Genomic DNA, 26079 nt, shown 5'->3' with positions numbered 1-26079 from the left:
CGGTGGTCATGACTCGTCGGCGCGGCGCAGACCGCGGAACTGGAGGACGTTGAGCAGGAGCAGCACGGCCAGCACCATGATCGAGAGAGCGGCGGCGGTACCGAGGTCGAGGCGTTGGAATGCCTCCCGGTAGATCAACTGGACGACGGTGACGGTGGTGTTGTCCGGTCCGCCCTTGGTGAGGATGAAGAACTGGTCGAAGGCGAGCAGCGATCCGGTCACGCAGAGCAGCAGACACAGGGCGAGGGACGGGCGCAGCAGCGGCAGGGTGATGGAGCGGAAGATCTGGCCGCGGCTCGCGCCGTCCATCCGGGCCGCCTCGTACACCTCGTGGGGGATGCGCTGGAGGCCCACCAGGAGGATCAGCATGTAGAAGCCCGCGAACTTCCAGACGATGAGGAACACCGTGGAGAGCAGGGCGGAGGTCGATGTCCCGAGGAAGGACACCGGGTCGTCGACGAGGCCGAGGCCCTCCAGGATGCTGCTGAGCGGGCCGGTGGTGGGGCTGTAGAGGCCCCAGAAGAGCAGGGACGCGGAGGCCAGTCCCAGGGCGCTGGGCAGGAAGTAGACCGTGCGGAAGAAGCCCGCGCCGGGGCGGAACTCCTGTACCAGCAGGGCGAGCAGAAGCGCCAGTACGAGGAGTACGACCGTGACGATCACGGTGTAGAGGAGCGTGAAGCGGACGGCCGGCCAGAACAGGGTGCTGTCGGCGGCGTCGGTGTAGTTCTCGGGCGCGTTGACGCCTCGGTCTCCCGCGAGCAGCGGCCAGTCGCTCAGTGACATCTGTCCGACGAGCAGCAGCGGCAGCAGGAAGAAGACGGTGACGAACACGGCCGTGGGGGCCGCGTAGGCGAGGCCCTGGGCCTTGCGGGACGTCCACCGGCGTGTGGGGGTGCGCCGGGGGCGGGTCCGGTGCTCCGGTGGGCTCCGGTGCGTGGGGGCCGTTCTGTCGGCCGCCTTCACCTGCATGGCTCTCCTCTGCCTCTGCTTCTGTCGCTGCCGTGTGACGTGGGAGTGGGGTGGGAGTGGGGTGAGACCAGCCCCGGGCGAGGCCCAGGACCCCTTGACCGTGAGCTGCGGGTGAGTGGGTGCTGGTCGCGCAGTTCCCCGCGCCCCTGAGGGGCGCGGGTGTCCGTTCAGTCGGACAGGGACGCGCTGACCGCCTCGTTGTCCTTGTCGATCTTCGACCCGTCGCCGAAGACCGCGTTGCGCATCAGGGTCAGCCAGGGGCCGTTGGGGTCGTTGAAGGTCTGGCCGAACTTCAGCGCGTACGGGGTGTGGCCGTCGGTCACGAGTTCGTTGATCGTCACGAGCCGCGGGTCCGCGTCGGAGTACTTGTTGGACGCGAGATCGGTGCGGGCCACCACGTCCTTGTTGGCGGCGACGACATCGACCTGTGCCTTGTCACCCAGGGACCAGGCGAGGAAGTTCCAGGCCTGGTCGGCCGACTTGCTGGTGGCGGAGATTCCGATGGCGTCACCGCCGACGAAGGTGGACTTGCCTCCGTCGGGCCCGGGGATGGGTGCGACACCGAGGTCGAGGTCCTTGGGCATCAGCCCGAGGGTGGTCGACGGCATCGGCATGACACCGACCTTGCCCTTCGGGAAGACGCCGGTCCAGGTCGTGCCTGTCTCGTCGCGCGCGCCGGGAGCCACGATGTCGTCGTCCACCCATCCGCGGTAGGTGTCGTAGACCTTCTTCGCGGTGTCGGAGGAGAGCTCGGCCTCGGTTCCCTCCTTGTTCAGCACCTCGTCGCCCGCGGCCCAGATGGAGGGCCACCAGGTGAAGACGCCGCAGCCACCGCAGTTGCCGCCGAAGAAGGTGCCGTTGACACCCTTGCCCAGCGCGTCCACGGCCCGCGCCTGCTGGTCCCACTCGCTCAGGCTGGTGGGCGGCTTCTCGGGGTCGAGCTTCGCCTGCTTGTAGAGCTCCTTGTTGTAGAAGAGCACCGACAGGTCGAGGGTGTGCGGCACGACGTACTTCTTGTCCTCGTACGTTCCGGCCTTGATGTGCGACTGCGCCAGCTTGTCGGCGAAGGGCAGGGCGTCCACGCGTCCGGTGATGTCGGCGAAGAGGCCGCTGGAGGTGTAGTTCGGGACGAACACCACGTCGGAGGCGAAGAGATCGGGCAGGTCCTTGGACCCGGCGGCCGCGCCGACCTTGGCCTGGTAGTCGTCGGTGGGGATGACGGTCAGCTCGATCTCGTTCTTGTGGCTCGCGTTGTACGCCTTGACCAGGGCCTCGCTCTGCGGCCGGGTTGCCGCACGCGTCCACATCGTCAGCTTGGCGCCGTCGTCGGTGCCCGTGGCGTCGACCGCCCCGCCCTTTCCCCCGCCGCCGCCCGAGTCGTCCTCCCCCGATCCGCATGCGGTGACCAGGCTCGCGGCGGCGAGCAGTGCGACGGCACCGGTGACAAGGCGGCGTGTGTGTCCAAGCGGTCCGGCCGTGCTCCCCATGGTCGATCCCCCTCGTGTGCGGCGGGCCCAGGGTGGACCGGCCGGTCGGGACGATGGATGTGGTGGCACTGAACTCTGCGAAGAACTCTGCGAAGGAAACAAAACCGAAAAGGTTTTCTGCGACGCTAGGACGCGACTCACCACCCGTCAATCCCCTTGCGGGTAACGGCTGATGGGGATCACTCGAAACCTGGGGGAGCATCGGGACCGAAAGGGTTTCGCGTAGTGTTTTCCGGGCGGCGTGCACCCTCGACGGGGTCGGCACGTGACGCGTGAGACGCGAGACAGGAGCAATCTCCATGGCACAGGCCACCGGCCCCTCTCGTTCGCAGCCCGCCACGCTCAGCGACGTCGCCAGGCTGGCGGGCGTGTCCATCGCCACCGCGTCCAAGGCCCTCAACGGCCGCAGCCAGGTGCGTGCGGAGACGAGACAGCGGGTGATCGAGGCGGCCGAGCGGTTGTCGTTCCGGCCCAATCAGGTGGCGCGCGGCCTGCTGGCCGGGCGGACGGGCACGGTCGGTCTGCTCACGAGCGACCTGGAGGGCCGGTTCAGCATCCCGATCCTCATGGGCGCCGAGGACGCCTTCGGCGCGGGCGAGGTCGCCGTGTTCCTCTGCGACGCCCGCGGTGACGCGATCCGCGAGCAGCACCATGTCCGCGCGCTGCTCGGCCGCCGCGTCGACGGATTGATCGTGGTGGGCAGCCGGACCGACCCCCGTCCGTCACTGGGCCGCGAACTGCCCGTACCCGTCGTCTACGCGTACGCGCCGTCCGAGGATCCGGCGGATCTGTCCATCGTCCCCGACAGCGTGGGCGCCGGCCGGATCGCGGTGGAGCATCTGCTCGCCTGCGGTCGTAGGCGGATCGCGCACATCACCGGTGACCCCGGGTATCTCGCCTCGCAGGAGCGGTCCGAGGGCGCCCTCGCGGCGCTGGCCGACGCCGGCCTCGCCCTGGTCGGCGAGCCGCGGTTCGGCGTGTGGTCGGAGGGCTGGGGGCGGGCGGCCACCGCGATGCTGCTCGACCAACACCCTGACGTGGACGCCGTCCTGTGCGGAAGCGATCAGATCGCGCGCGGTGTCATGGACGCACTGCGCGAGCGCGGCCACCGTGTGCCGGAGGACGTGGCGGTCATGGGCTTCGACAACTGGCAGGTCCTGACGTCCGCCTCCCGGCCGCCCCTGACGAGCGTCGACATGAACCTGGAACAGGTCGGCCGCGCCGCCGCGCACGCCCTGTTCACCGCGATCGCCGGGGCGCGGCGCTCTGGGGTCGAGACCCTGCCCTGCCGGGTGGTGATCAGGGGGTCGACGGCGCCCCTGTCCTGAGCGGGGAGAAGTCGGCCCGCGGCGGGCGGGCCGACGGTTCGGCGGCGCGGCGGGGGTGGGGGCGGCTCAGCCCGGCACCGCCAGGAAGTAGCGGAGCTTCTCCTTCGCTCGTGCGCCGAGGCGGTCGTAGAAGCGGATCGCGCCCTCGTTCCACGCGGGGGTCTGCCACTGGACCTCGGTCAGACCGAGGTCCCGCGCCTCGGCCACCACCGCGTCCATCAGCGCGGCGCCGAGGCCGAGGCCCCGGTTGCCGTCGCGAAGGAAGAGACAGTCCATGGTGAGGTACTCGCGGCCCTCCCAGGTGGAGATTTCGGGCGCGCAGGTGGCGTAGCCGACGACCTCTCCGTCGGGCAACTCCGCAACGAGGCACCTCAACCGCGGTTTCGGAGTGCCGAAGAGGAGGACCTGGAGCCGTTCGGCGAGGTCCGGGACGGGCGGTCCGGACTTCTCGTACGAGGCGTGCTCCGCGGCCAGTTCGGCGACGCGCGGGAGGTCGGCGGGGCGTGCGTGTCTCACATGTGGAGCGCCGGTCATCGGACGTCTCCCGTCGTGGTGTCGGCACCCCACGCGGCCAGCCGGTCGGCGACCGGCCCACTGCCGTCAAGGACGTGCCGCGTGAACGCGTCGCGCTCATGGGCCAGGACGGCGGCCTCCCAGACGCAGGGGGCGAGGCCGACCCGCCCGGGCCGCAGCAGTCCGGGCTGTCCGGCCGGTCCGGAGAAGACCGCCAGGTCGGACATGTATCCCTCGATCCAGTTGCAGACGAGGACATAGTCCCCGTCGCCTCCCGCGTGCACGAGGAGGACGGCGAGCCCCAGCGACCCCCGGGCACGCCCGAGCGCCAGCTGCGCTCCGGCGATCCGCAGGGCCGCCGCCTCGTCCCGCTCCGTCACTTCGCGCCCCGGCGCCTCGATCGCGTACACCTTCACCAGATGCCCACTGGCCTCGCGGGTGCCCAACGCCCGTGTCCCGCGGGCGTGATACCCCTCGGCCAGCGCGAGCAGCGCCTCCGCGTCCACCGCTGTCGGCAGTTCCTCACGATCACTCATCCGGCCATGATGCAGGGGGCGGGCCTAGTCCGTCTCCTTCACCCGGACACCAGGTCCGCCAGTGCTGTCAGTGTCCGCTCCCCCGCCGGGTCGCCCGCAGTGGCGGGGACCACGGCGATCTCGTCCAGGCCGGCGGTGGCGTACGCGTCGATGCGGGCGCGGACGGTCGGGGCGTCTCCCACCAGGGCGAGCGCGTTCGCGGCCTCGGGTGGGAGAGCCGCGAGGAGAGTGTCCGGGGTCGCGTCGGAGCGGGCGAGGTCGACCGCCTCGCCGAAGCCGGCCGCGGTGAACACGTCGCTGTATCCCGGGACGGTCAGATAGCCGACGACGCTGCGCAGGATCTGCCGGAGGGACTCGGGTTCGGGGTCGACGGCCGCGGGCAGCCAGGCGGCCAGTCGCGGCGGGGTCCGGCCGACAAGCTCGGCGGCCGCGGTCAACTTGGCTCGCAGGGTGCGGACTTGCTCCGGGGAGACGACGTCGAGCAGCATGCGGTCGGCGTGCGCGGCGGCGACGGCGATCGCGCGGTCTCCGAACGCCGCCACGGTGAGCGGGCCTCCGGGCGGCTGCTGACGTCGGCGGAAGGTGCTTCCGGGCACGATCTCCTCGCCGGGTTCGCCGTGCATGAGACCGCGTACCGCCTCGGCGGACTGTGCCAGTGCGGCGGCGGGCCGGGTGCGCGGTCTGCCGTGGACGCCTTCGACCACCCGCTTGCTGGACGTCCCGAGCGCCACCCCGACCGGGCGGCCGATCACCGCGGCCACGGACGCCGCGCCTCTGGCGATCGTCAGCGGGTCCCGTACGGAGACGGGGACGGGTCCGGCGGTCAGCGTGACGCGCACGGTGGCGAGCCCGACGGCCGTGGCGAGTACGAACGCGTCCCAGGTGGGCCCCTCACCGGCCCATACCTCGCGGTATCCGAGCCGGTCGGCGAGCGCGGCCACCCGCAACGGCTCGTCGAGCGGGCTGTCGTCCTCCCGTGCCGCGGCAACCACACTGATGTCCATACACAGCACGGTAGTTGCTGCCTGCCGCTCGACGGCCCCGACAGGATCTTCGGACGAGGGCGTTGTTACCGTGCACCGATGTCACACTCTTCACGCGACACCGCCGAGGGCGCCGGCTGGGGCACCGCGGAACGCGGCGACTACAAGCAGTTGATGCCGCACCGGGTCGAGAAGCTCTCCTGGCTCAACCCGAAGACGCTCTGGCCCGCCCGCAACGGCGTGCTGGCCTCCTGGTTCGGCGACCCCACCGGCCGGACCCGCAACCGGTGGGTGGAACTGCGGACAGTCGCTCGGGCACCCGCCGACAAAGTGGTCCGGCGCGACGATCCGGACCACTTCTCGTTCATGGTCATCGGGGACACGGGCGAGGGTGACGACCCGCAATACGCCGTCGTCCCCGGCTTTCTGAAGGTCAGTCAGGACACGCGGTTCGCGGTTCTCGCCAGTGACGTGGTCTATCCGGTCGGCACCGCCGACGACTACGGCACGAAGTTCTACCGCCCGTACAAGGACTACCAGGCACCCATCTACGCGATACCCGGCAACCACGACTGGTACGAGGATCTCCAGGGCTTCATGCGGGTCTTCTGCGAGGCCCCGCCTCTCCCGCCGGAAGACACGCCCCGCCCGCTGACACCCGCCTGGCTGCGGTCGCGGCTGTGGCACAAGCCGCGTGCCATCGACGAGCAACGCCTGGCCGAGGCACGACAGTTGCGCTCGGCGCCCGCCCAACGGGCTGTCCAACCCGGCCCGTACTGGGCCGTCGACGCCGGGCCGGTGCGCATCATAGGCATCGACACCGGTCTGCTGGGGACCGTCGACGCCGAGCAGGGCCGCTGGCTCCGGGAGGTGTCGAAGGGTGACACCCCGAAGATCCTCATCACCGGCACGCCCCTGTACGTGGACGCCGAGCACCACCCCTGCCCCATCGACGGCGGCGGAACCGTCGCCGACATCGTGCGCGACCCGGACCATCACTACGTGGCCGCGATAGGCGGTGACATCCACAACTACCAGCGATATCCGGTGACGGTGGACGGCCGCACGATCCAGTACGTGGTCGCCGGTGGCGGCGGAGCCTTCATGCACGCCACGCACACCATTCCGCGCGTCTCGGTCGCCGGTGTCTCCGAGGACGACTTCCGCTGCTATCCGCTGCGCGGCGACTCGCTCGCCTTCTACAGCAGGCTCTACGGACGCCGGCTGCGCATGCGGCGCTTCTTCACTCTCACCGAGGGCGAGGCCACCGCCGTCATCGCGAAACGGCTGGGCATCCGCCCGACCCGCGCTCAGGCCTCGCCCGCTCGCGTCACCCTGCGTACCCGCCTGGTCGCGAGCCTGCTGGGCGCCGGCGGCCGTCCGGACCGCACCTCCCGCTTCCGCCTCCCCGTGCGCAAGGCGTACACGCAACTGCTGTCCCCGGGCTCGGCGACGTACAGCCCGCCCTTCTTCAAGTGTTTCCTGCGCCTGGACGTCACTCCGGACTCGGTCCGGTTGCGCTGCTTCTCGGCGACGGGCAATCGGCAGCAGGAACTGGACCCGCCGGTCGAGGACGAGGTGACCATCCCCCTGTAGAGGGGCTTCCGTCTCCCCGCTGCTGCCTTCTGCCGGGCCCCCGTTCCCCCGAATGGCGGAGCGGGGCGGACGGGCAGACGATGGAGACGAGGGGTTCGGCCGGGTCGTCGCGAGGCGGTGACCGACCGCCCGCCAATGCTGGGCAAGGCCAGATGGGAAGGAGCCGTCATGATCGAGGTCAAGGCGGTCGAAAAGCCGGACGAGCGGCGCGATTTCCCCCGTGGCCACCTCGAAGCGGTCCACCTCACCGGGCTCGACTTCGCCGTGGCGACGTTCGAACCGGGCTGGCGCTGGTCCGAGTCCGTGGCTCCGATCGCGGGCACCGAGAGCTGCCAGGTCCATCACAACGGTTATGTCGTCGAGGGCCGTATGCGGATCCGTATGGACGACGGCGGGGAGGCCGAGGTCGGCCCCGGCGACGTCTTCGTCTGCCCACCCGGTCACGACGCCTGGGTCGTGGGGGACGTACCCGCGGTGGTGTACGACTTCGCCGGAGGCATGGCAACGGAGTACGCGAAGGCCAAGGAGGGCTGATCCGACGGGCCGGCGTGGGCCCCGGCGGACTCGTACGGGGCAGCCGGCCCTGGATCGCGCACGGAATCCCCGACCCGGGACGACCTGAGAGGGTCCCGACACGACCCGAGACGGTGGGATGCCTCCTCAGGTCACTTCCGCACATCATCTTCGCCTCGGCCCGGGGCCATTCAGGGTCGCCGCGTCTATTCTGAGGACGCATGGACGGGGCTGCGGGCAGAGGTGCGACCGGTGAACTGCCGGAATCCAGCGAGCCGTTCTTCATCGCGCCACAGCAACCGGTGATCCTGCGGGCCGCGCGCGTCGAGTTGCCCGAGGAGAGTCCCGACCCCGTCCTGCTGCCCTCGATCACCCTGCTGGAGCGCGCCGCTTCCCGCGGGAGCGACCCGGAGGGACTGCCATTGCCGGCGCCGCACATGCTGGCGGGGCAGTACCGGATGATCCGCCCGCTCGGCTACGGCGGTATGGGCGAGGTGTACCTCGCGCTCGACACCAAGGTCGACAACCGCGAGGTGGCGATCAAGGTGCTGCGCGGCGAGCAGGCGGCAGCCGCGGCGGAGGCCCTGGCCCAGGAACGGCGAGCGCTGGTCGACCTCAGCCACGACGACATCATCCGCGTCTTCAACTACGGGCACCATCCCGAGATCGGGGACTTCCTCGTCCTCCAGTACGTGGACGGGCTCACCCTGGAGGAGGTGCGGGCGCGAGCGCAGGTGAACCCGGGGGAATTCGGCGACGGCCGCTTCCACGAGTTCGTACTCGCCTACGGGATACGGCTCCTGGCCGCGCTCGGGTATCTGCACGGCGACTGGCCCGGCAAGGTCTACGGCGACCTCAAACCGGACAACGTCATGCACGACGGCACCACCACGAAGATCATCGACGTGGGAAGCGTCCGCATGGCCGGTCTGCCCGGCCACACCACGGAGGGATACCGCGCCCCGACCGTCGGCCGCAGCGGTGAATCCACCGGCCAGGACGACCTTTTCAGCCTGGGCGAGACGCTGCGGCGGCTGAGCGGCCTCGGCGGATCGCCGGACGACCTGGCGGAACTCGGCCACCTGGACGTGATCGGCGGGCTCGGCGCACCGGGCGGCGAACCCGAGACCGCGCGGACGCGTCCGATGACGGCTCCCCCTCCGGTGGGGCTCGGCCTGGTGTCGCTCGCCCGGGTGCTGCACCGCGCGACCCGGAGCGAGCGGGCCGAGCGGTTCGCCACCGCACGGGAGATGGAGGAGCAACTGCGGGGAGTCTTCCGGGAGTTACGGTCGCTGCGGACCGGCCTCGAGACCTTCGAACCGTCGCCGCTCTTCCTCCAGTCGTCGTACGCGCTGGACGCGGCGCTGGGTTCCGCGCCGCCCCTCGCCCGGTGGGCCACTCCGAACGCTCCCGCCCCGTACGCGCCACCGTCGCCCTCCGAGGCCGCGCAGCGGCTGCCCGTACCGCGGCCCGACCGGCACGACTACCACCACGCGCAGTTGAGCAGGCTGGCCGACGCCGCGCCGGAGGCGTTGCTGCAGCACACCGGGGACTGGCGCGACTCGCCGGAGGTGCATCTGCTGCGCTGCCGGCTGCGGTTGCGCGGTGCCGGGGGCGGGACGGCGGCCGCGGAGAGCGAACTGCGGTCCGCCGAGACGCTGATAGGGGCCGAGCGCGCTCATCACGACTGGCGGCTCGACTGGCACCGCGGGCTGCTCGCGCTCGGCCGGGACCAAGTGGCCGCGGCCAGGCGGCACTTCGACGAGGTGTTCGCGGCGATCCCCGGCGAGTACGCGCCGAAACTCGCGCTCGGCTACTGCGCCGAGCGGCTCGGCCGGTGGCAGGAGGCGCTGACGTTCTACGAGGCCGTGCGACTGCGCAACCCGTCGCTGGGCAGTGCGGCGTTCGGCGCGGTACGGGCGCGCCTGGCGCTGGGTGGTGAGCGGGCGTGGGACGACGCCGTGCGGGCCCTGGACGTGGTGCCGCAGCATTCCCGGCACCGAACCGCCGCGCGTACGGCCGCCGTTCGTGTCGGTGTCGAGCATGTGCGGATCGCCGAGCGCCCGGACGAGGTGACCGAGCGGCTCCGCGAGGTGCTGGAGCGGCTGGCCCGGCTCTTCCACGCGCACGGGCTGACGGACGAGCAGGCCCGGGTCCGTATGACGGCGGAGGTGTGGGAGGCCGTGCAGGGCGCGCTCGCCCGGGGTGCCGTCGACGCGGCGGGGCTGGCCGCGCTGGCGGCGGGCGCCGACGAACGGCTCGGCCTCCCGTCCGACGGGCCCGGTCTGCGCAAGGCCCTCTCCCGCCTTTATCTCACCCTCGCCCACCAGGCCGCCCGTTCCGCCTCGCCCGAGGACGCGGCCGTCGCCGAAACGCTGCTGGACCGTGCCTACGAGGTCCGCCCGCTCGCCTTCCGACACCACAGGGACAGCCCATGGCTCGGAAAGAGAGTCACGACCTGGCTCCGGACGATCGCGCGTACGCCGACATCGCCACCCCCACCGGCACCACCCTCGGCCTCGGTACCGGGGAAGAACACCCGGACGGCCCGCGAGTGAATGGAGCCGCGCGCCCGCAGCCCGCGGAGGACGAGGCCGCGCCGCCCGCACGGGTCCTGCGTGCCGCGCGGGCGGCACGTCTCGTCGCGGCCGAACTCGCCCGCCGGGTCTGGCTCTACGTGTGGCCGTCGGCGACGGGCCGTCGCAACCGCGCGTATCTGCGGGAGCGGCTCGTCGCGCTGCCGCTGCTCGCCGTGGTGGCGTTCGGGACGCTCGGGTGGGCCTACTCGGGTGTGCGGGACGACTCCGCGTATGTGCGGGACCGGCTGGCGCCCGCGCTGGTCGGTCTCGCGAACGCCAAGGCGTCACTGTTCATCGCGCAGGGCGAGGCCGAGGAGAACCTCGCCGAGGGACGGGCCGCCGAGCTCAGCGGGCTCAGCGAGCGATACCGGACGCGGGTGGCGCGGGCCACGCAGAGCCTCAACCAGGTCACGCGCAGCGGGGCCCTGACCGTGGCCGAGGAACAGGAACTGCGCGTGGTGTCCGCGCTGGTGGTGGACTACACGGGCTGGATCGGCCGGGCGCAGAACCATGTGGCCGACCCCGTGCTGCGGGACGCGGAGCTCACGTACGCGCGCAGCATGCTCTGTTCGACGCCGGTCGCGGTGGCGGACCGGCAGGACCGCTATCCGCCGTGCAGTCCCACGGTCGGCTCCGCCGCGACCTCGATCGTGGACCGGGTCGCCGGGCTGGAACGACAGTTGCGCGAGCGGCTCGCGGACCGGGTCGCCTGGAGCCGGACCGTGCTCGTCGCCGCCGTGGTCTGCGGACTCGCCCTCGTGCTGCTCGCCGCAGGTCTCTGGCGCACGGTGTCGTTCCTGCGGCGCCGTTTCCGGATACGGCTCAGCATTCCGCTGGCGGTCGCCGCCCTGCCGCTGCTCGCCGTACCACTCCTGACGACCGACGCGCTGCTCGCGCGGCACGCGCAGAAGGAGACAGTCCCCGTGGCGGACGCGCTCGCGAAACGGACCTCGCCCCGGACAGAGACGATCGCGGAGGAGCGCCCCTTCGACGGCCCGGACCCACGGTCCATCGAGGTGCTGGAGGCGCGGATCGACGACGGACTCTCGGACGGGCGGCTCGCCTTCCTGGACGGGGTCGCGCCCTTCGTGTTCCCCGCGGGCCTGGTCGGCGCGGTCGTCGCCGGCGGCGCTCTGCATGCGTACCGGCGCGAGTATCTGGTGGTCGCCCGCCCGGGAGCCGTGTCGTGAACCGGCCCGTGAACCGGCCCGTGAACCGACGCGGGAGCCGACCCCTGAACCGTGCCGCCGGCCGTGTCCTGCGCGCCCTCCTCGCGGTCTGTCTGCTCACGCTCGTCCCCGGCTGTACGTCGGACACCCCCGACCCGCTCGTCGTGCTGGGCCCGTGGACCGGCGAGGAGGGCAAGGCCTTCGAGGCGGCGCTGAACCGGCTCGACGACGGGACCGGCAGGACGTACACGTACGAAGGCACCCGCTCGCTGCGCGAGACGCTCGTCTCGCAGCTGGAGGCGGACGCGCCGCCGGACGTGGCGATCCTCAACAGCATCGGCGAACTCACCGAGTACGCGCGCCGCGACGAGCTGAAGCCCCTGGTCGAGGAGACCGCCGAGCGCGCGTACCCGCCGTGGGCGCCGACGCTCCTGGTGGACGGCAGGCGCCGTACGTACTGGGTGCCGCTGAAGGTCGACCTGAAGAGCCTGGTGTGGAGCAAGGAGGGCACGTCCAGCGACGATCCGGCATGGTGCGTGGGGCTCGCATCGCAGGCCACCTCGGGCTGGCCGGGCACCGACTGGATCGAGGACATCCTGCTCCACCAGGCGGGCCCGGCCGTCTACGAGGAGTGGGCCACCAGCAGGCTCAGCTGGCTCGATCCGGCGGTCCGGCAGGCCTGGACGACCTGGGCGGAGCTGCTCGGCGACCGCTCGCCGGAGTCGATCGAGCGGTCCCTGACCACGTCGTACGAGGGAGTTCCCGGGCCCGGCGGGCCCCGGGGCCTGCTGGACTCCCCCGGCTTCGACTGCACGTACGAGCATCAGAGTGCCTTCATCCGGTACCTGTACGCGAGCGAGGACGTCCGTGTGGAGCCGTCGGCGCGGTTCCTGGGCGGGCGGGCCGAGTACCGCGACACGTACGAGGTCGCGGGCGACATGGCTGCCGTGTTCAGCGACGACCCGGCGGCCCAGGAGCTGGTGGAGCGGCTGTCGAGCCCGGCCGGGCGCAAACGCTGGCAGTCGGAGGCGGACCCCGGCGTGCGCCCGTTGTTCCCGAACACGGCGGGTCTGCCGCCCGCCGTGCCCGCGAACCCCATCGAGCAGGAGATCGACGACCTGCTCAACTCACGCGCCCGTACGCTCTGTTTCGACGCGTCGGACGTGATGCCGCCCGAGCTCCGCGATGCCTTCCACCGTGCGGTCCTGGAGTTCTTCCGGGATCCCTCGAAGCGGCATCTCGACTCGCTGCTGCGGCAGTTGGAGACCGTACGCGTCCAGGTGGACGAGGAGTCCGCCGACGGCCGCTCGTTCCGGCCGCCGGAAGTCATCTGTGCGAGCTCCGGCGGGTGAGCCGACCGGGTCCGTCCGGGCGGGCTCGCCCGCCGGGGCTCGCACGGGGCGCGGTGACGCGACTGTCCCGTGGGTCGTGTCCCGTGGTTCAGGCCGTGGCACCTGCCGCGATGTCCCGTGCCGCGATGTAGCCGAAGGTCATCGCCGGTCCGATCGTCGAGCCCGCGCCGGCATAGCTGTGGCCCATGACCGCCGCGCTGGCGTTTCCGGCGGCGTACAGGCGGGGGATGACGGATCCGTCCGGGCGCAGTACGCGTGCCCGGGCGTCCGTGCGCAGACCGCCCTTGGTGCCCAGGTCGCCTGGGACGATCTTGAAGGCGTAGTAGGGGGCCAGCCACAGCGGTGCCAGGCAGGAGTTCGGGAGGATCGCGGGGTCGGTGTAGTAGTGGTCGTAGGCGCTGTCGCCGCGGTGGAAGTCGGTGTCCGTGCCGTTGCGGGCCAGGCCGTTGAAGCGGTTGACCGTGGCCCGCAGGGCGGCCGCGGGCACGCCGATCCGCGCGGCGAGGGCGTCGAGGGTCCAGGCCTTGTGGGCGGCGCCGGACTCGTACCAGGAGTCGGGGAACGTGAACGTCGGTGCGATGTCCCTGAAGAGGTAGCGGTTGCGGTAGTTCTGGTCGACGATCAGCCAGGCCGGGATGTCGGGGTCGGTCTCGTTGCGTTCGTACATGGTGTGCACGACATCGCTGTAGGGGGCCGCCTCGTTGACGAACCGGGCTCCGGCGGCGTTGACGAGGAGCCCGCCGGGAAGGGTGCGTTCGGCCAGGCAGAAGTAGGGCTCGTCGGGCAGCGGGATAGCCGGGCCCCACCAGGCGTCGTCCATCAGGTCGAGCGCGGCACCGGCCCGGCGGCCCGCCTGGATTCCGTCGCCGGTGTTCTCCTTGGCCCCCACGGTCCACTCGGTGCCGATGGGCTGTTGCTGGTACTGGGCGCGCATGGCCGCGTTGTGCTCGAAGCCGCCGGAGCCGACGATCACTCCGCGCCGGGCCCTGATCAGGCCCGGGGTGCCGTTCTTGGTGACGACCGCTCCCGCGGTGACTCCGTTCTCCGTGTACAGGTCGGTGAGCGGGGTGTTCAGCCAGACCGGCACCTGGGCCGCGAGCAGTCCCGCGCGCAGACCGGCCGCCAGTGACTGGCCCATGGTGAGGGGCTTCTGGCCGAGAAGGGCCGCCCTGGTGCCGCGGGCCAGGCATTCGGTGGCGACGGCGGCGCCCCTCAGGCTGACCGCGGAGAGCGCGAGCCACTTGTAGTCGGCGCTGAACACGACCATGCCGCTGGGGACCGTCAGATACGGCGGGTTCAGCCGGGCGAGTTCGGCGCCGAGGATGTTCCCGTCGAGCTGGGCGGGTTCGATGGAACGGCCGCCGGGCAGTCCGCCGGGCAGCTCCGGGTAGTAGTCGCTGTACCCCTCCATCCAGCGGAACCGCAGCGGGCTGTTGGCCAGTACGAAGGAGATCATCGCGGGGCCCTGCTCGAGGAAGGCCTGCCGCCGTTCCGCGGAGACGTCCGGACCGACCACCGCGGCCAGATAGGCGGCCGCCTTCGCCGGGGTGTCGGGAACACCGGCGGCGAGGATCACCGGATTGTTCGGGATCCAGATTCCCGCGCCGGAGCGCGCGGCCGAACCGCCGAAGGTGGCCGCCTTCTCCACGACGACGCAGCTCAGTCCTTGTTTCGCGGCCGTCAGCGCGGCGGTCATCCCGGCGGCTCCGGACCCGATCACGACGACGTCGTACGTGCCGAGCAGGGGCAGTTCGGCCGCGTCGGCGGCGCTCGGGAGGCCGGCCGCGAGGGCAAGGCCGCCCGCGGTCGCCGCGCCGAGCACCAGGCGCCGCGACGGGCCGGGCTGTAAGGGTCCGGGCTGTGAAGGGCCGGGCCGTGAGGGGGCTTCGGTACGTCTCGCAGGATCCGCGTTTGTCGACATGCAGCACTCCAGCAGTGCGAAGGAAGATGAGGACGTGCTGTGCCCCGGGAGGCAACTGGCCTGTGGCGTCCCGGTTCTGATGCGGAGTCAGGAATCTGGCGCGGGGGTCTTGTGAAGTCAAGGGGTACGCCACTCCCGCGACCGACCCGGTCGCTGACGGGCCACCGCTGCGAGGGCTCGCATCCTGACAGATGACAGGGACCGGCAGGCGGGTGGAGTCCGTACGTTCGCGGGAGACCACCGACACCAGGGGGAGTGCGTGCCGTGATCAGCAGAGTTCGCAGAATCCGAGGAACCGCTGGAGCAGGAACCGCAAGAGTCGGGTCCGGAAGTGCCGGGTCCGGAGAAACGGGGTCCGGGAGAACCGGGTGGGGACAGCGGTCATGGGGTCGCCGGGTACGGCTCCTCGTGGCCGCGCTCGTGACAGTGGTGAGTCTCGGCCTGCCGGCCGTGTCGGCGGCTCCGGCGGCTGCCGCCCCGGGGTGCGCGCCGCTCCAGTCCGGTGCGAGCGCGGCGGCGGAGGCGGCCGTCGAGGTCGCGTGCCGGTACGTCGGCAAGCAATATGCCTGGGGTGGCGGTCATGCACAGGGCATGCCCGGTCCGAGTCAGGGCCAGATCGACCGGACGGACCCGGCGTCGTACGCGGACCCGGAGCTGTGGAGCTTCGACTGCATCGGTCTGGTGCGCTGGGCCTGGTACAAGGCGACCGGCCGGGACCTCATCACCGAGCGCACGACACAGGCGACCTTCGCGGCGCCCGGGTACGCGCACACCAAGTTCCTGAAGTCGCAGGGGTCGGGCGTCCTGCTGCCCGGCGACATCATGTACTTCGGCCCCACGGGATTCGGCCCGACGCACGTCGCGATCTATCTCGGCAACGGCAGGATGGTCGAGGCACCGCAGTCGGGCGCGCAGATCCAGGTCAACAACATCAGCGCCCGCTGGGAGCGCTACCAGGGCGCGTTCCGCCCGCACGCCGACGTCACGCCGATGGTCTGGTCCTGGGACGGCCGCGGCTCGTACCACAAGACCTGGGGCCAGCCCAATCTGCGGCAGGACTCCAACACGAGCAGCCGCATCAACTTCACCAACGGCAACGGCATCTCCGTACAGGCGCGGGTGCTGTGCCAGCGGGTGGGCGAGCGGGCCACGGTCGACGGCATGGTGAACAACGTCTGGTCGTTCCTGCCGGACTACCACAGCTGGATCAGCAACCTGTTCGTACAAGGTCCTGCCCTGCTCAAGGATGTGCCGTCCTGCGGTGACTACCCGGAGATCGGCGGCACGTTGGCAGGCGCGGAGAACAACACGTCCTGCGGCGACGGTACGGAGCCCAACTCCACGGGCGCCTGGACGGCCAAGTCGACCACCGTCTTCGGCCGCACCGTGGAGCTGCGCTACAACGGCACCACCCAGTGCGCCTGGGGCCGCATCATCGGCGGCGCGCCCGGCGACGAGATCTGGGTCGACCGCAGCGCCGACGGGGGCGCGACCTGGTCCCCGATGCTCGGCTTCACCACCATCACCTCGGGCAACGACGCGTACACCACCCAGTGGAACGACGCCGGCCTCGTCATGCGAGCCTGCGGCACCAACGGCCCGGGCGGCGCGATCGCGTGCACCGGCTGGTTCTGATCCACTGCTCTGCCCCACCCCGTTCTGACCCACTGTTCTGATCCACCGACAGCCAGGCCGGTCGGCTCCGGGAGTGCCCCCTTCCACTCCTGGAACCGGCCGGCCGCCGCTGCGCGCGGGCAGCCGAAGGCATCACATTCCGAGACCGTCGAGATCGAGACGGACCGCCGTTGTCGAGGCCGCCGATATGACGCGTGCCACTGGCCGGGCGCTGCGGGTCGGGCGTGCGGAATCATGATCGGAATGGACACTCGTTTTCTTGGCATCCCCGATCTGGTCGAAACCCCGTCCGTGGCGGTCGTGGTCGACGTCATGCGTGCTTTCACCGTGGCCGCCTGGGCCTTTGGCCAGGGCGCGGAAAAGATCGTTCTTGCCGAGTCACTGGACGAAGCCCTGACGCTCAAGGCCCGCCACCTGGACTGGGTGACGCTCAAGGACGGTCCGCCCGCGCCCGGGTTCGACGCCGTCAACTCCCCGGGCCTGCTGCGGTCGATCGACCTCGGCGGACGGACCGTTGTGCAGAAGACCACGGCAGGGACGGTCGGCGCCCTCGCGGTCAAGAAGGCGCAACTGGTGCTGTGCGCCGGCTTCGTGGTGGCGGAGGCAACGGCTCAGCTCCTGCGTGCGCGCGGGAGTGACAGCGTCACGTTCGTGGTCACCGGCGAGGACGGACAGGCCGATGAAGACCTGGCGTGTGCCCAGTACATCGCCCGGAGGACCACCGAGCCCGGGGCGGATGCTGCCGAGTTCCTCCGCCGAGGTGCCGAATCACGCGCCGCCGCCGAACTGGCGCAGGGGGTGCGACAAGGAGTCCATCCCGATGACGTCGCGCTCTGTCTTGAGCTCGACCGGTTCCCCTTCGCCATGGTGGCGACCTTGGAAGACTCACTCATGGTCCTGCGTCGGCAGGCGGTCCCGGCCGTGGGGTAGCGCATCCGTCGGCCGTCGCCGTCAGCCGTCGTCGTCATCCTCATCGACCGGGCCGAGGAACTCCCCGGCGCCGTAGTTCAGGCTGCGCGCGGTTCTCACCAGCGGCGCGAGCGGGTCTCTGCGAGGAAGTCGGAAGCGGGATAGCCGTGAGCCGGGAGGTCGGAAGCGGCGAAGGAGACTTCGACGGCAGGTTCGCGCCAGCAGGGCCAGCCAGGAGACTCCGGCCATCGCGAAGACACTCCCACCCACGCATAAGGACCGAACTCTCGTCCGAAGTTCGGGTGTTCTACGGACAAACGCCACGGCGCGCCACCCCTTCCACTGGATAGATATATCTACGAATATGACACTGGGCATCGCCTCGGGAATGGCGCACGGAGCCGCGCCCGCGGAGGGGGTATCACTGTCCGCTCACACGGACCAGCGGTCGAAGAGGAGAGACATGAGAAGCGCTCCCCACCAACAAGCCGTGGAGTGGCTCGCAGCAGCCGCGGTGGACCCCCGGGCCTGCAAGCGTGAATGGGAACACGGGGCGAGCGGCGCCGTGCTGCTCCCGGCCGGCCGGTTCTGGGACGTCCTCAGCGTGCCGGAGGAGATCGGCCTGTTCGCCCTGGACGCCCTTCTGCGTCTCCCGCTGCCGATGCCCGGCCCCACGCTCGCCGATTTCGGCGCCCACCGGGTCGGGTTCTTCCTTCCCCCGGACCCGGAGAGCTACTGGGTGGGACAGGACATCCGGTACTCCGGGAAGGGCTCCTGGATCGCGGTGCCCTCGCCCCGCCGGACGACCGGCACGCTGCGCTGGCTGGTTCCGCCCGACGGCCAGGGTGCCCTGCATCTCCCGACCGCCCTGGAGGTGGCGCTCCATCAGGCCGCCGAGATGCTCTCCGCCCTGGTGAACGGGGAACGGGCACGCCCCGTCGGCAACGCGGCGCGTCCCGGGCCGGGCCGCGATCGACTCGGCTGAGACAACAGGGACGGCAGGGTCGACAGAAACGGCAGGGGCGGCAGAAACGGCCGAGCCGCCAAAGACGCCCGAGCCGACCGAGCCGGTGGCCGGGCAGAGCCCCTCAGCAACCGCTCGCCCCCGGACCGTCGCTTCGACGCCGCCCGGGGCCGGGAAGGCGAACGTCGGTGACGCGCAGGGCGGTGAAGCCGGGCCGACGCGCTTCGTGCCGGCGCGGGACCACGCGTCCGCGGGCCTGCCAGTCGGCGACCAGCGCCGCGTAGATCGGCGGGTCCGTCCAGTGGGCGCCGGCGAGTTCGACGGACGGCCGGTCGTGACCCTCGCGGCCCAGGAAGGGCCCCGTTGTGGCGAATGTGCTGTCCATGTCCGTGCAACGGGGCGCGTGCGCCGGTGGTACGCCCTCACCCGCCAGGGGCACCGGATCGAGCGAGCACACGCCCCTCGTTCGGGGCCATGTTCTCATCGGACCAGACGATGTATCCGGTCGGTGGCCACGACGACGGACAGGATCGTACGCGCGGATACCGCGCCTTGGCCGACTCCGGTGCGGTGGAGCCGGCCAAGGCGGTCGGGTCAGGAGCTGGGGCACTCCTTCCAGGCCAGGTGATAGATCGTGCTGATGTCACCGTCGGTCGAGTCCATGGTCATGAAGCTGGTACTGCCGGGAGCGGAGGTGCCCGCGTTCACGCGGAGTTCGGTGTTGATGTTGAAGTTCCGCTGCACACCGCAGGGCGCCCAGACCAGCTGCGCCCACTCCGTCGTGTCCGTGGCCTGCCAGTTGTCGTCGTAGGGGCCCCTGAAGGGATGGGTGATGGAAGCCGTGTTCGGCGAGCCCTGGAAGTAGTACGAGGCCTTCTCGGTGCTGGTCGCCCCGGCCTTGAGCGAGGCGAAGCCGCGGTAGTCCGCACTGGCGATGGCGTACGTGAAGCCGCCCGGCACGGCGACGGTCAGGTTGAGCTGGCAGTTCTTGCGGAACGCGGTGGGATCGGAGTTGCCTCCCACCTGGGCGAGATAGTCGCTGTAGGTCACCGTGAACGCGGTGTTGTCCGGGGACACGGCGATGGCGGCGGTGCCCTGGGGACAGCCGGAGCCGTTCACCGTGGCGACCTTGATGACGATCTTGTCCGGGGGCGGGTCGACGATCCCGGTGGACGGGTTGTGCGCGGGAAGCGCGGTGGCGAAGAGAGCGGCGACAGCGCCGCTCAGAAGCATCGCACCAGCCATGGTGCTCCAATCCGTTGCGTCGGTGTTCCGGCGGCGGGCAGACGTGCCCCGCCGCGAATTGGGGGGTGCGGCCTTCGCGTACGCGAAGGGCCGTCGCGGACCAGGTGCGTTGGATCAGACATGGATCAGGCATGGATCGGACATCGAGCACAGTTGTTCAATGGTCATGCACATGCCAAACACATGACCGCGTGAGCCCGGCCCTGTGAAGGAGCTGTGAAGACCGGAGCGGTCGCATCGTATGTACGTCCGGCGGGGGCAGCCAGGGCGAACTCCGGCCATTCCTCGTTGTGTTCCAAGCCACGGGGTCCCGAACTTCGCCCTTGTTCGGCCGTAATGCCTTGGGCGAACCCGGTCGGCGGTCCGCATTCCACATCGCTCCAGTGGGCCCGCTGCGCGCCTCGACCGTTACGCCGCCTGCGCTCGCGAGGCCGCGCCTGCCGCGTTCATGATCTTCATCTGATTAGCATTCACAAGCCCCGCAGCACCCGTTGCCGGGGCTTCCCTGTGACATCACCGTGAGGGGATACAGCCATGCCCCCGGGCCGCCAGAGACCGTCGTCGCAGCATGCCCCCGAACTGCGTGCGGCCGCGCGCCATCTCGCACGCCGCCGCTTCCTGACCGTCACCGCGGCGGCCGCCGCGCTCGCCTTCGGAACACATCTGCCCGCCAGGGGCGCGGCGAGCGCCACCGAACTCGACGCGGCGAGGATCACCGACGACCCCTTCACGCTCGGCGTCGCCTCCGGTGACCCGTGGCCCGGTTCCGTACTGCTGTGGACGCGGCTCGCGCCCGAGCCGTACGAGGCCGACGGCGGCCTGGCCCAGCAGCGTGTCGTCGTCGAATGGGAGGTTGCCGACGACGAGCGGTTCGGCGCGATCGTCCGGCGCGGCACCGCCATCGCCCACCCCGAGGTCCACCACACCCTGCACGTCGAGGTGAACGGGCTCGACGCCGGTCGCGTGTACTACTACCGCTTCCGGACGGGCACCTGGATCAGCCCGACCGGCCGCACCCGCACCGCTCCCGCCACGGCAGGCCCCGCCTCAGCGCTCACCTTCGCCGCCGTGTCCTGCCAGGCGTACCACGAGGGGTACTTCACCGCTCACCGGCATCTCGCGGGCGACGACGTCGACGTGGTCTTCCACCTCGGCGACTACCTCTACGAGTACGCGGTCGACGCCGCCGGCGGCGCCCGCAAGTACACCGACCGTGTCCTGCCCGGCCTCTTCAACCGGGAGACCGTGACACTGGAGGACTACCGGCTGCGCTACGCCCTCTACCGCAGCGACCCGGACCTGCGGGCCGTTCACGCCATGCACCCGTTCATCGTCACCTGGGACGACCACGAGACCGAGAACAACTACGCGGCCGACACCGACGAGAACGGCACGCCGCCGGCCGCGTTCCTGCTGCGGCGCGCCGCCGCCTACCGGGCCCACTGGGAGAACCAGCCGCTGCGCGCCTCCCAGCTGCCCAATGGTCCCGACGCCCAGCTCTACCGGCGTCTGCACTGGGGCACGCTGGCGCAGTTCGACGTCCTCGACACCCGCCAGTACCGCTCCGACCAGGCCTACGGCGACCGGCCGCACATCCCCGGCCCGGAGTCGGACGACCCGGCACGCACGATCACCGGCGCCGCCCAGGAACGCTGGCTGCTCGACGGATGGCGAACCTCCGACGCCGTGTGGAACGTGATGCCGCAACAGGTCTGCTTCTCCCAGCGGAAGCTGGACCTCAGCCCCGTCGCCAAGGTGTCCATGGACGCCTGGGACGGCTACCGGGCCTCGCGCGACCGGGTCCTGGCCGGGGCGAAGGCGGCGGGCATCGACAACCTGATGGTGCTCACCGGGGACGTGCACGTCGGGTACGCCTTCGACATCAAGGACGACTTCGACAACCCCTCGTCCAGGACCCTGGGCACGGAGATCGTCACCCCGTCCATCGCCAGCGGCATGGACGGCATCGTGAGACCCACGAACTGGGCCACCTACCTGTCCGCCAACCCCCACCTGAAGTTCTACAACGGACAGCGCGGTTACGTCAGGGTGCGGCTGACGCCACAGTCGGCGCGGGCGGACTTCAAGACCGTGTCCGCCGTCACCACACCCGGGGCCCCGATCACGACCGCCGCGTCCTTCGTCACCGAAGCGGGCGCCCAGGGGCTCAAGCCCGCGTGAGCCCCTGCCGCTGCTCATGCCCGTCCCCGTGCCCGCGACCAGTTGCCCTCATGACTCGGCCCGGCGGCGGACCGTCGCGAGCAGGCGGCGCACGACCACCGCGTGCCCTCCCGTCCCGAGGACGAGCAACCGGTAGAGGCCGCCCGCCGGGCCGGGAAAGGTGGCCCGGGTCTCGGCGGTCAACCGGGTCCGGCCCGGACCCGCGGGCTCCAGGCGAAAGATCAGCGCGTACGAAGAGAAGCGATGGCGCCCGCCGAGGACCAGCTCCCGTCCGGGGACCACGGCGGCCACCCGGAACCCGGGAAACGTCGAGCCCTCGGCAAACGGCCGCGGACCCGACGCCTCGCGGTCCGCGCATCCGACCAGCCGCGCGTAGCCGTTGGCGCCGGGACGCGAGAAGGACCGGTCCAGTGTGTCGCCCAGACCGCGCCACACGTCATCGGCTGCCGCCGCGACGACGGTGGTGTGCTCATCGCGATAGGGCAACGTGGGGATCTGCATCATGGCCTCCACGGCGGTCCGGTCATGGTCGGCCGCCCGGTCAGTCGGGGCGCCACCGAGGGCGCCGGTCAGCCCTCGAACTCCGTCAGGTCGATCCCGTACAGCCGCACGTCGTGCCCGTGGGCCGGGTCCATTGTCGCGCCTTCCGCCTTCATGCCGAGTTTGTCCAGCACGTTCGACGAGGCGGTGTCGGCCGTTCGGCACACGGCGACGATCCGGTCGAGACCGCGGTCCTGCAGAGCGAATTCGAGTGTGGCGTGAGCTGCCTCCGATGCGTAGCCCTGACCCCAGAAGACGCGGGCCATCCGCCAGGTGATGGCCACCTGCCCCTCGACCTCGGGCGGGGAGCTGGGAACGTAGAGTCCGACCGCCCCGGCCAGCTCCCCCGATCCGAGGAGTTCGACGGCGAAGACACCGAAGCCCTCCTCGTCCCACTCCTCCTCCCAGGCCTCGATGTCCTCGGCGGTCTGTTCCAGGGAGCGGGGCGTGCCGTCGCCGATCCATCGCATCACCGTCGGGTCGGCGTGGATCTCGGAGAGGGGTACGAGGTCGTCGTCCTGCCAGCGGCGCAGCAGAAGACGGGGGGTACGGATGTCGGTCATGCCCCCATCATCGCGTGAGCCAGACGACAAGAACGACCACGACCACGGCGAGGACGAGCGCGGCCGGAAGAGCGCGTTTGAGCAAGGCACCGCGTGCGACGCTCATCAGGTCCAGGGGCTCAGGCGCGGCCGCGGCCGTTGTACGGGAAACGGTGGGCACTTCCGCGGGGCGGACGCCGTTCGAGGCGGGGGCGGAGGGAGCGGCCGGCACGGTCCTGCTCGGGGCTTCGGCGGCGGGGACATCGTCCCCGGCGGCCTCCCCGGCGGAAGCGGATTCCGGCGCGACGCTCGATGCGGCCCCGACTCCAGTACCGGCCCCGGGCTCGGCTCCAGCTCCAGCTCCAGCTCCAGCTCCAGCTCCAGCTCCAGCTCCAGCTCCAGCTCCAGCTCCAGCCAGGGTCCCAGCCCCCGTCGCGGGCTCAGGCGTGGGTGCGACCGATTCCTGCGCCTGTTCCTGCTTCTTCTCCGTCGCGAGTTGGCCTTCCAGGTTGGTGACGAACTGGGCCAGCAGTTTCCCGCTGACCTCCTCGATCACCCCTCGGCCGAACTGCGCGATCCTGCCGGTGATGGTGAGGTGGGTGTCCACCGTCACCCGCGTCCCGTCGCCGTCCGGGACGAGCCGGGCGGTGACGCGGGCATCGGCGTTGCCCTGGCCGCGGGTGTCTCGGCCGCGTGCGTGGAGTACCGCCGTACGCGCTTCGTCGTCCTTCTCCTCGAAGGAGACGACGCCCTTGTACTGGACGGTCATGGGGCCGACCTTCACCTTGACGACGCCGTTGTAGGTGTCGCCGTCCACGCCGGTGAGCTGGGCACCGGGCATGCAGGGAGCGATCCGCTCCACGTCGGTCAGCAGGGACCAGGCCTGGTCGGGCGGCAGGTTCACTCGGAACTCGTTCGTGAAGTCCATGACGGACACACGATGCGCGCGGGCGGTCGGGCCGTCAATGAGCTCTTCAGGGTTTGCTTAAGACACCGCGCCCAGGAAGCCGGAACCCATGATCCGCCGGCTCCCCCGAGTCCCGTCAGCTCCAGATCGTGACGTGCACCGGTGGTCGGAACTCGTTCATCGGAACGCCCTTGGACCGGGTGAGCACCGCCTGTGTGGCGGCCGGTGTCGTGACGAAGCGGCACAGCGCGGCGGCGGTCGTCGAGCGGCGTTCGCCGGTGAGCGCGCTCGCGTAGAGCATGCCGCCGAGTCGGGCGCCGGAGACGTCGAGCACGGCCAGTGACCCGCGGCGCAGCTCGTCGCGTACGACGTGGAGGAAGGCGATGGACAGCCCGGCCCCGCCCGCCACCGCGTTGAGCGAGGCCGTCACGCTGGGGAACGCCTTGGCCTTGGCGGCTTCGACACCTATGTGGGACAGGAAGGTGCCGGACACGGTGTCCGGGTCCAGTCCTGCGGGGCCCAGCAACCATGATTCGTGGGCCAGTTGAGCGGGTGCCAGCCGCTTCCGGTGCCTGAGCGGATGGTCCGGCGCCGCGACGACAACCAGTTGGAAGCGCAGGAAGGGGATCGACTCGATACCCGGTTCCGGGCGCGGCGACGGGCCGATCGTGACATCGGCGCGCCGGTCGCGAAGCAGGTCGCCGAAGACCGCCACCGGCACGGCGAGGGTGTCGACGTCCAGGTCGGGCTGTCGCCGCCCGAAGGCCGCGAGCAGTGCGGGGAGGACCTGTTCGGCGCCGGCCTCGGTGGACGCCACCCGCAGCTGGGCGGTGCCCGAGCCGGCCTGGCGGACCCGGTGACGGGTCTCCTCGGCGAGGCCGACGATCTCGGCGGCTCCCGCGGCGAGGCGTCTGCCGCCAGGAGTGAGGCTGATCCCGCCGGCGGCCCGGATGAAGAGCAGGTCCCCCAGTTCGCGACGGAGTGCGGCGACCGCGCCGGAGACCGCGGCCTCGGTGACACCGAGCGACTCCGCGGCACCCTTGACCGAGCCCAGACGGGCCACCGTGACGAATGCGCGGAGCTGAGTCAACGTCATGTCCGCCATTACAACGGCTGTTCGACCGGTAGGACCCCCTCCGTTGCCCAGGTCTCTTAAGCATTCGCTTGAGTCGCCGTTGACCGCCCCATCCCTTCGCGCAATTGTTCCCCCGGACCGCCGGAAACCGGCCAGGTCCTCAATCGACGGACGGCTCCCGCGCGCGCTGCCTCGCCCGGGCGTGCCGGGCGGGCCCGGTCCGGGAGGGAGCGTGCCGTGCAGGTACCCGCTTCGTTCGACTACCAGCGCGCCGAGAGCGTGGACGAGGCGCTGGAACTGCTGCGGCGCTATGGCGAGGAGGCCCGGGTCGTGGCCGGCGGACACAGTCTGCTGCCGATGATGAAACTGCGCCTGGCCTCCCCCGAGGTCCTCGTCGACATCAACGACCTGCACGAACTCGACCACATCGCCCTGGTCGGCGACGAACTGCGCGTCGGTGCCCTCACCCGGCACCGCACACTGCTGGAGTCGGAGCTGGTCGGCCGGTACTTTCCCATCGTCCACGACGCGGAGAAGGTGATCGCCGACCCGCCGGTCCGCAACCGGGGCACGATCGGCGGCTCCCTCTGCCAGGCCGACCCGTCGGAGGACCTCTCGGCCGTGTGCGGCGCGCTGCACGCCCTTGCCGTCATCCGCGGCGCGGACGGCGAACGGATCGTCTCCATGGCCGACTTCCACCAGGGCCCGTACGAAACGGCCGTGGGCGTCGGCGAGATGCTCACCGAGGTGCGGCTGCCGGTCCTGCCGGGTGCGGGCAGCGCGTACGAGAAGGTCGAGCGCAAGGCCGGGGACTGGGCCGTCGCCGCGGCCGGGGTCGCCCTGACGCTGCGCGAGGGGCGGATCGCCGACGCGGGCGTGGGTCTGGCGGCGGTCGGCGCCGGGGCGCTGAACCTCCACGCGGTGCAGACCCTCCTGAACGGCAGCGAACCGTCCGAGGCGCTGTACGAGGAGGCGGGGCGGGTGGCGTCCGAGAGCTGTTCGCCGGTCACCGACGGCCGGGGCAGCGCCGAGTACAAGCGGCATCTGGCCGACGAACTCACCCGACGGGCGCTGCGGCGGGCGGTCGCCCGGGCCGGGCGGCCCATCGGGTCCACGGCAAGGGAGGCGTGAGGCG

The 26079-nt window shown here is 71.1% G+C and carries 23 protein-coding genes; 11 read left to right on the top strand and 12 right to left on the bottom strand.

The genetic code is table 11. The annotated features are described in order from the left end of the window. Positions 1–6 precede the first annotated feature (6 nt). Positions 7–969 (bottom strand): carbohydrate ABC transporter permease, encoded by a 963-nt coding sequence (locus tag JEQ17_RS45880; protein WP_200400866.1) that lies wholly within the window; start codon positions 967–969, stop codon positions 7–9. Between the two features lie 167 nt (positions 970–1136). Next, positions 1137–2456, bottom strand: coding sequence for an ABC transporter substrate-binding protein (locus tag JEQ17_RS45875; protein ID WP_200400865.1), 1320 nt, complete (start codon positions 2454–2456; stop codon positions 1137–1139). 299 nt (positions 2457–2755) lie between these two features. Between JEQ17_RS45875 and JEQ17_RS45870 the strand changes: the two genes are divergently transcribed. Next, positions 2756–3784, top strand: coding sequence for a LacI family DNA-binding transcriptional regulator (locus tag JEQ17_RS45870; RefSeq protein ID WP_200400864.1), 1029 nt, complete (start codon positions 2756–2758; stop codon positions 3782–3784). A 66-nt stretch (positions 3785–3850) separates the two neighbouring features. Here the strand turns inward: JEQ17_RS45870 and JEQ17_RS45865 are convergent, their stop codons facing one another. From JEQ17_RS45865 to JEQ17_RS45855, 3 genes are read right to left on the bottom strand one after another with little or no spacing between them, the layout of a single operon-like run. After that, positions 3851–4318 (bottom strand): GNAT family N-acetyltransferase, encoded by a 468-nt coding sequence (locus JEQ17_RS45865; RefSeq protein WP_200400863.1) that lies wholly within the window; start codon positions 4316–4318, stop codon positions 3851–3853. Next, on the bottom strand, positions 4315–4833 hold the full coding sequence (locus tag JEQ17_RS45860; RefSeq protein ID WP_200400862.1) for a hypothetical protein: 519 nt from the start codon (positions 4831–4833) through the stop codon (positions 4315–4317). Before JEQ17_RS45860 ends, JEQ17_RS45865 begins: the two co-directional genes overlap by 4 nt. Before the next feature lie 38 nt (positions 4834–4871). Continuing rightward, on the bottom strand, positions 4872–5837 hold the full coding sequence (locus tag JEQ17_RS45855; protein ID WP_200400861.1) for an LLM class F420-dependent oxidoreductase: 966 nt from the start codon (positions 5835–5837) through the stop codon (positions 4872–4874). A 78-nt stretch (positions 5838–5915) separates the two neighbouring features. On the opposite strand from JEQ17_RS45855, the gene JEQ17_RS45850 reads away from it, so the two are divergent. The 5 genes from JEQ17_RS45850 to JEQ17_RS45830 all read left to right on the top strand — a co-directional run bounded on the left by JEQ17_RS45850 (position 5916) and on the right by JEQ17_RS45830 (position 13025). After that, positions 5916–7412 (top strand): metallophosphoesterase family protein, encoded by a 1497-nt coding sequence (locus tag JEQ17_RS45850; RefSeq protein ID WP_200400860.1) that lies wholly within the window; start codon positions 5916–5918, stop codon positions 7410–7412. A 168-nt stretch (positions 7413–7580) separates the two neighbouring features. Further along, positions 7581–7946 carry a cupin domain-containing protein gene (locus tag JEQ17_RS45845; RefSeq protein WP_200400859.1) on the top strand — a complete coding sequence of 122 codons (366 nt, stop codon included), beginning with the start codon at positions 7581–7583 and terminating at the stop codon, positions 7944–7946. A gap of 200 nt (positions 7947–8146) precedes the next feature. After that, complete coding sequence (locus JEQ17_RS45840) at positions 8147–10483, top strand: serine/threonine protein kinase (protein WP_234048622.1); 2337 nt, start codon at positions 8147–8149, stop codon at positions 10481–10483. After that, a complete protein-coding gene (locus tag JEQ17_RS45835) occupies positions 10480–11694 on the top strand; it encodes a hypothetical protein (RefSeq protein WP_234048850.1) in 1215 nt (404 codons plus the stop codon). Before JEQ17_RS45840 ends, JEQ17_RS45835 begins: the two co-directional genes overlap by 4 nt. Then, complete coding sequence (locus tag JEQ17_RS45830) at positions 11691–13025, top strand: alpha-glucoside ABC transporter substrate-binding protein (protein WP_325176318.1); 1335 nt, start codon at positions 11691–11693, stop codon at positions 13023–13025. The genes JEQ17_RS45835 and JEQ17_RS45830 overlap by 4 nt, the downstream gene beginning before the upstream one ends. Before the next feature lie 88 nt (positions 13026–13113). On the opposite strand, the gene kstD is transcribed toward JEQ17_RS45830, so the two are convergent. Further along, a complete protein-coding gene (gene kstD, locus JEQ17_RS45825) occupies positions 13114–14946 on the bottom strand; it encodes a 3-oxosteroid 1-dehydrogenase (protein ID WP_200400858.1) in 1833 nt (610 codons plus the stop codon). Positions 14947–15354: 408 nt separating this feature from the next. On the opposite strand from kstD, the gene JEQ17_RS45820 reads away from it, so the two are divergent. The 3 genes from JEQ17_RS45820 to JEQ17_RS45810 all read left to right on the top strand — a co-directional run bounded on the left by JEQ17_RS45820 (position 15355) and on the right by JEQ17_RS45810 (position 18475). Beyond that, complete coding sequence (locus JEQ17_RS45820) at positions 15355–16581, top strand: NlpC/P60 family protein (RefSeq protein WP_200400857.1); 1227 nt, start codon at positions 15355–15357, stop codon at positions 16579–16581. Positions 16582–16824: 243 nt separating this feature from the next. After that, positions 16825–17511, top strand: coding sequence for a 2-phosphosulfolactate phosphatase (locus JEQ17_RS45815; RefSeq protein WP_200400856.1), 687 nt, complete (start codon positions 16825–16827; stop codon positions 17509–17511). 442 nt (positions 17512–17953) lie between these two features. Beyond that, positions 17954–18475, top strand: a complete 522-nt coding sequence (locus JEQ17_RS45810; RefSeq protein ID WP_200400855.1) for a bifunctional DNA primase/polymerase — start codon at positions 17954–17956, stop codon at positions 18473–18475. Between the two features lie 103 nt (positions 18476–18578). Here the strand turns inward: JEQ17_RS45810 and JEQ17_RS45805 are convergent, their stop codons facing one another. Further along, entirely contained in the window at positions 18579–18839 is a 261-nt protein-coding gene (locus tag JEQ17_RS45805) for a hypothetical protein (protein ID WP_200400854.1), read from the bottom strand. A gap of 209 nt (positions 18840–19048) precedes the next feature. Then, complete coding sequence (locus JEQ17_RS45800) at positions 19049–19699, bottom strand: DUF4360 domain-containing protein (RefSeq protein WP_200400853.1); 651 nt, start codon at positions 19697–19699, stop codon at positions 19049–19051. A 534-nt stretch (positions 19700–20233) separates the two neighbouring features. On the opposite strand from JEQ17_RS45800, the gene JEQ17_RS45795 reads away from it, so the two are divergent. Beyond that, on the top strand, positions 20234–21880 hold the full coding sequence (locus JEQ17_RS45795) for an alkaline phosphatase D family protein (RefSeq protein WP_200400852.1): 1647 nt from the start codon (positions 20234–20236) through the stop codon (positions 21878–21880). Positions 21881–21928: 48 nt separating this feature from the next. Here the strand turns inward: JEQ17_RS45795 and JEQ17_RS45790 are convergent, their stop codons facing one another. The 4 genes from JEQ17_RS45790 to JEQ17_RS45775 form a co-directional block, all read right to left on the bottom strand. Continuing rightward, positions 21929–22381, bottom strand: a complete 453-nt coding sequence (locus JEQ17_RS45790; protein WP_200400851.1) for an SRPBCC family protein — start codon at positions 22379–22381, stop codon at positions 21929–21931. 68 nt (positions 22382–22449) lie between these two features. Continuing rightward, complete coding sequence (locus JEQ17_RS45785; protein ID WP_200400850.1) at positions 22450–22983, bottom strand: GNAT family N-acetyltransferase; 534 nt, start codon at positions 22981–22983, stop codon at positions 22450–22452. A 7-nt stretch (positions 22984–22990) separates the two neighbouring features. Further along, positions 22991–23890 carry an SRPBCC family protein gene (locus tag JEQ17_RS45780; RefSeq protein WP_200400849.1) on the bottom strand — a complete coding sequence of 300 codons (900 nt, stop codon included), beginning with the start codon at positions 23888–23890 and terminating at the stop codon, positions 22991–22993. 115 nt (positions 23891–24005) lie between these two features. Further along, complete coding sequence (locus JEQ17_RS45775) at positions 24006–24965, bottom strand: LysR family transcriptional regulator (protein ID WP_200400848.1); 960 nt, start codon at positions 24963–24965, stop codon at positions 24006–24008. 216 nt (positions 24966–25181) lie between these two features. On the opposite strand from JEQ17_RS45775, the gene JEQ17_RS45770 reads away from it, so the two are divergent. Continuing rightward, positions 25182–26075 (top strand): FAD binding domain-containing protein, encoded by an 894-nt coding sequence (locus JEQ17_RS45770; RefSeq protein WP_200400847.1) that lies wholly within the window; start codon positions 25182–25184, stop codon positions 26073–26075. Positions 26076–26079 lie beyond the last annotated feature (4 nt).

It is taken from the genome of Streptomyces liliifuscus (assembly GCF_016598615.1).
Lineage (GTDB): Bacteria > Actinomycetota > Actinomycetes > Streptomycetales > Streptomycetaceae > Streptomyces > Streptomyces liliifuscus.
The sequence above is the reverse complement of the archived record's forward strand: the minus strand, read 5'-3'. Positions and strand labels throughout refer to the sequence as shown.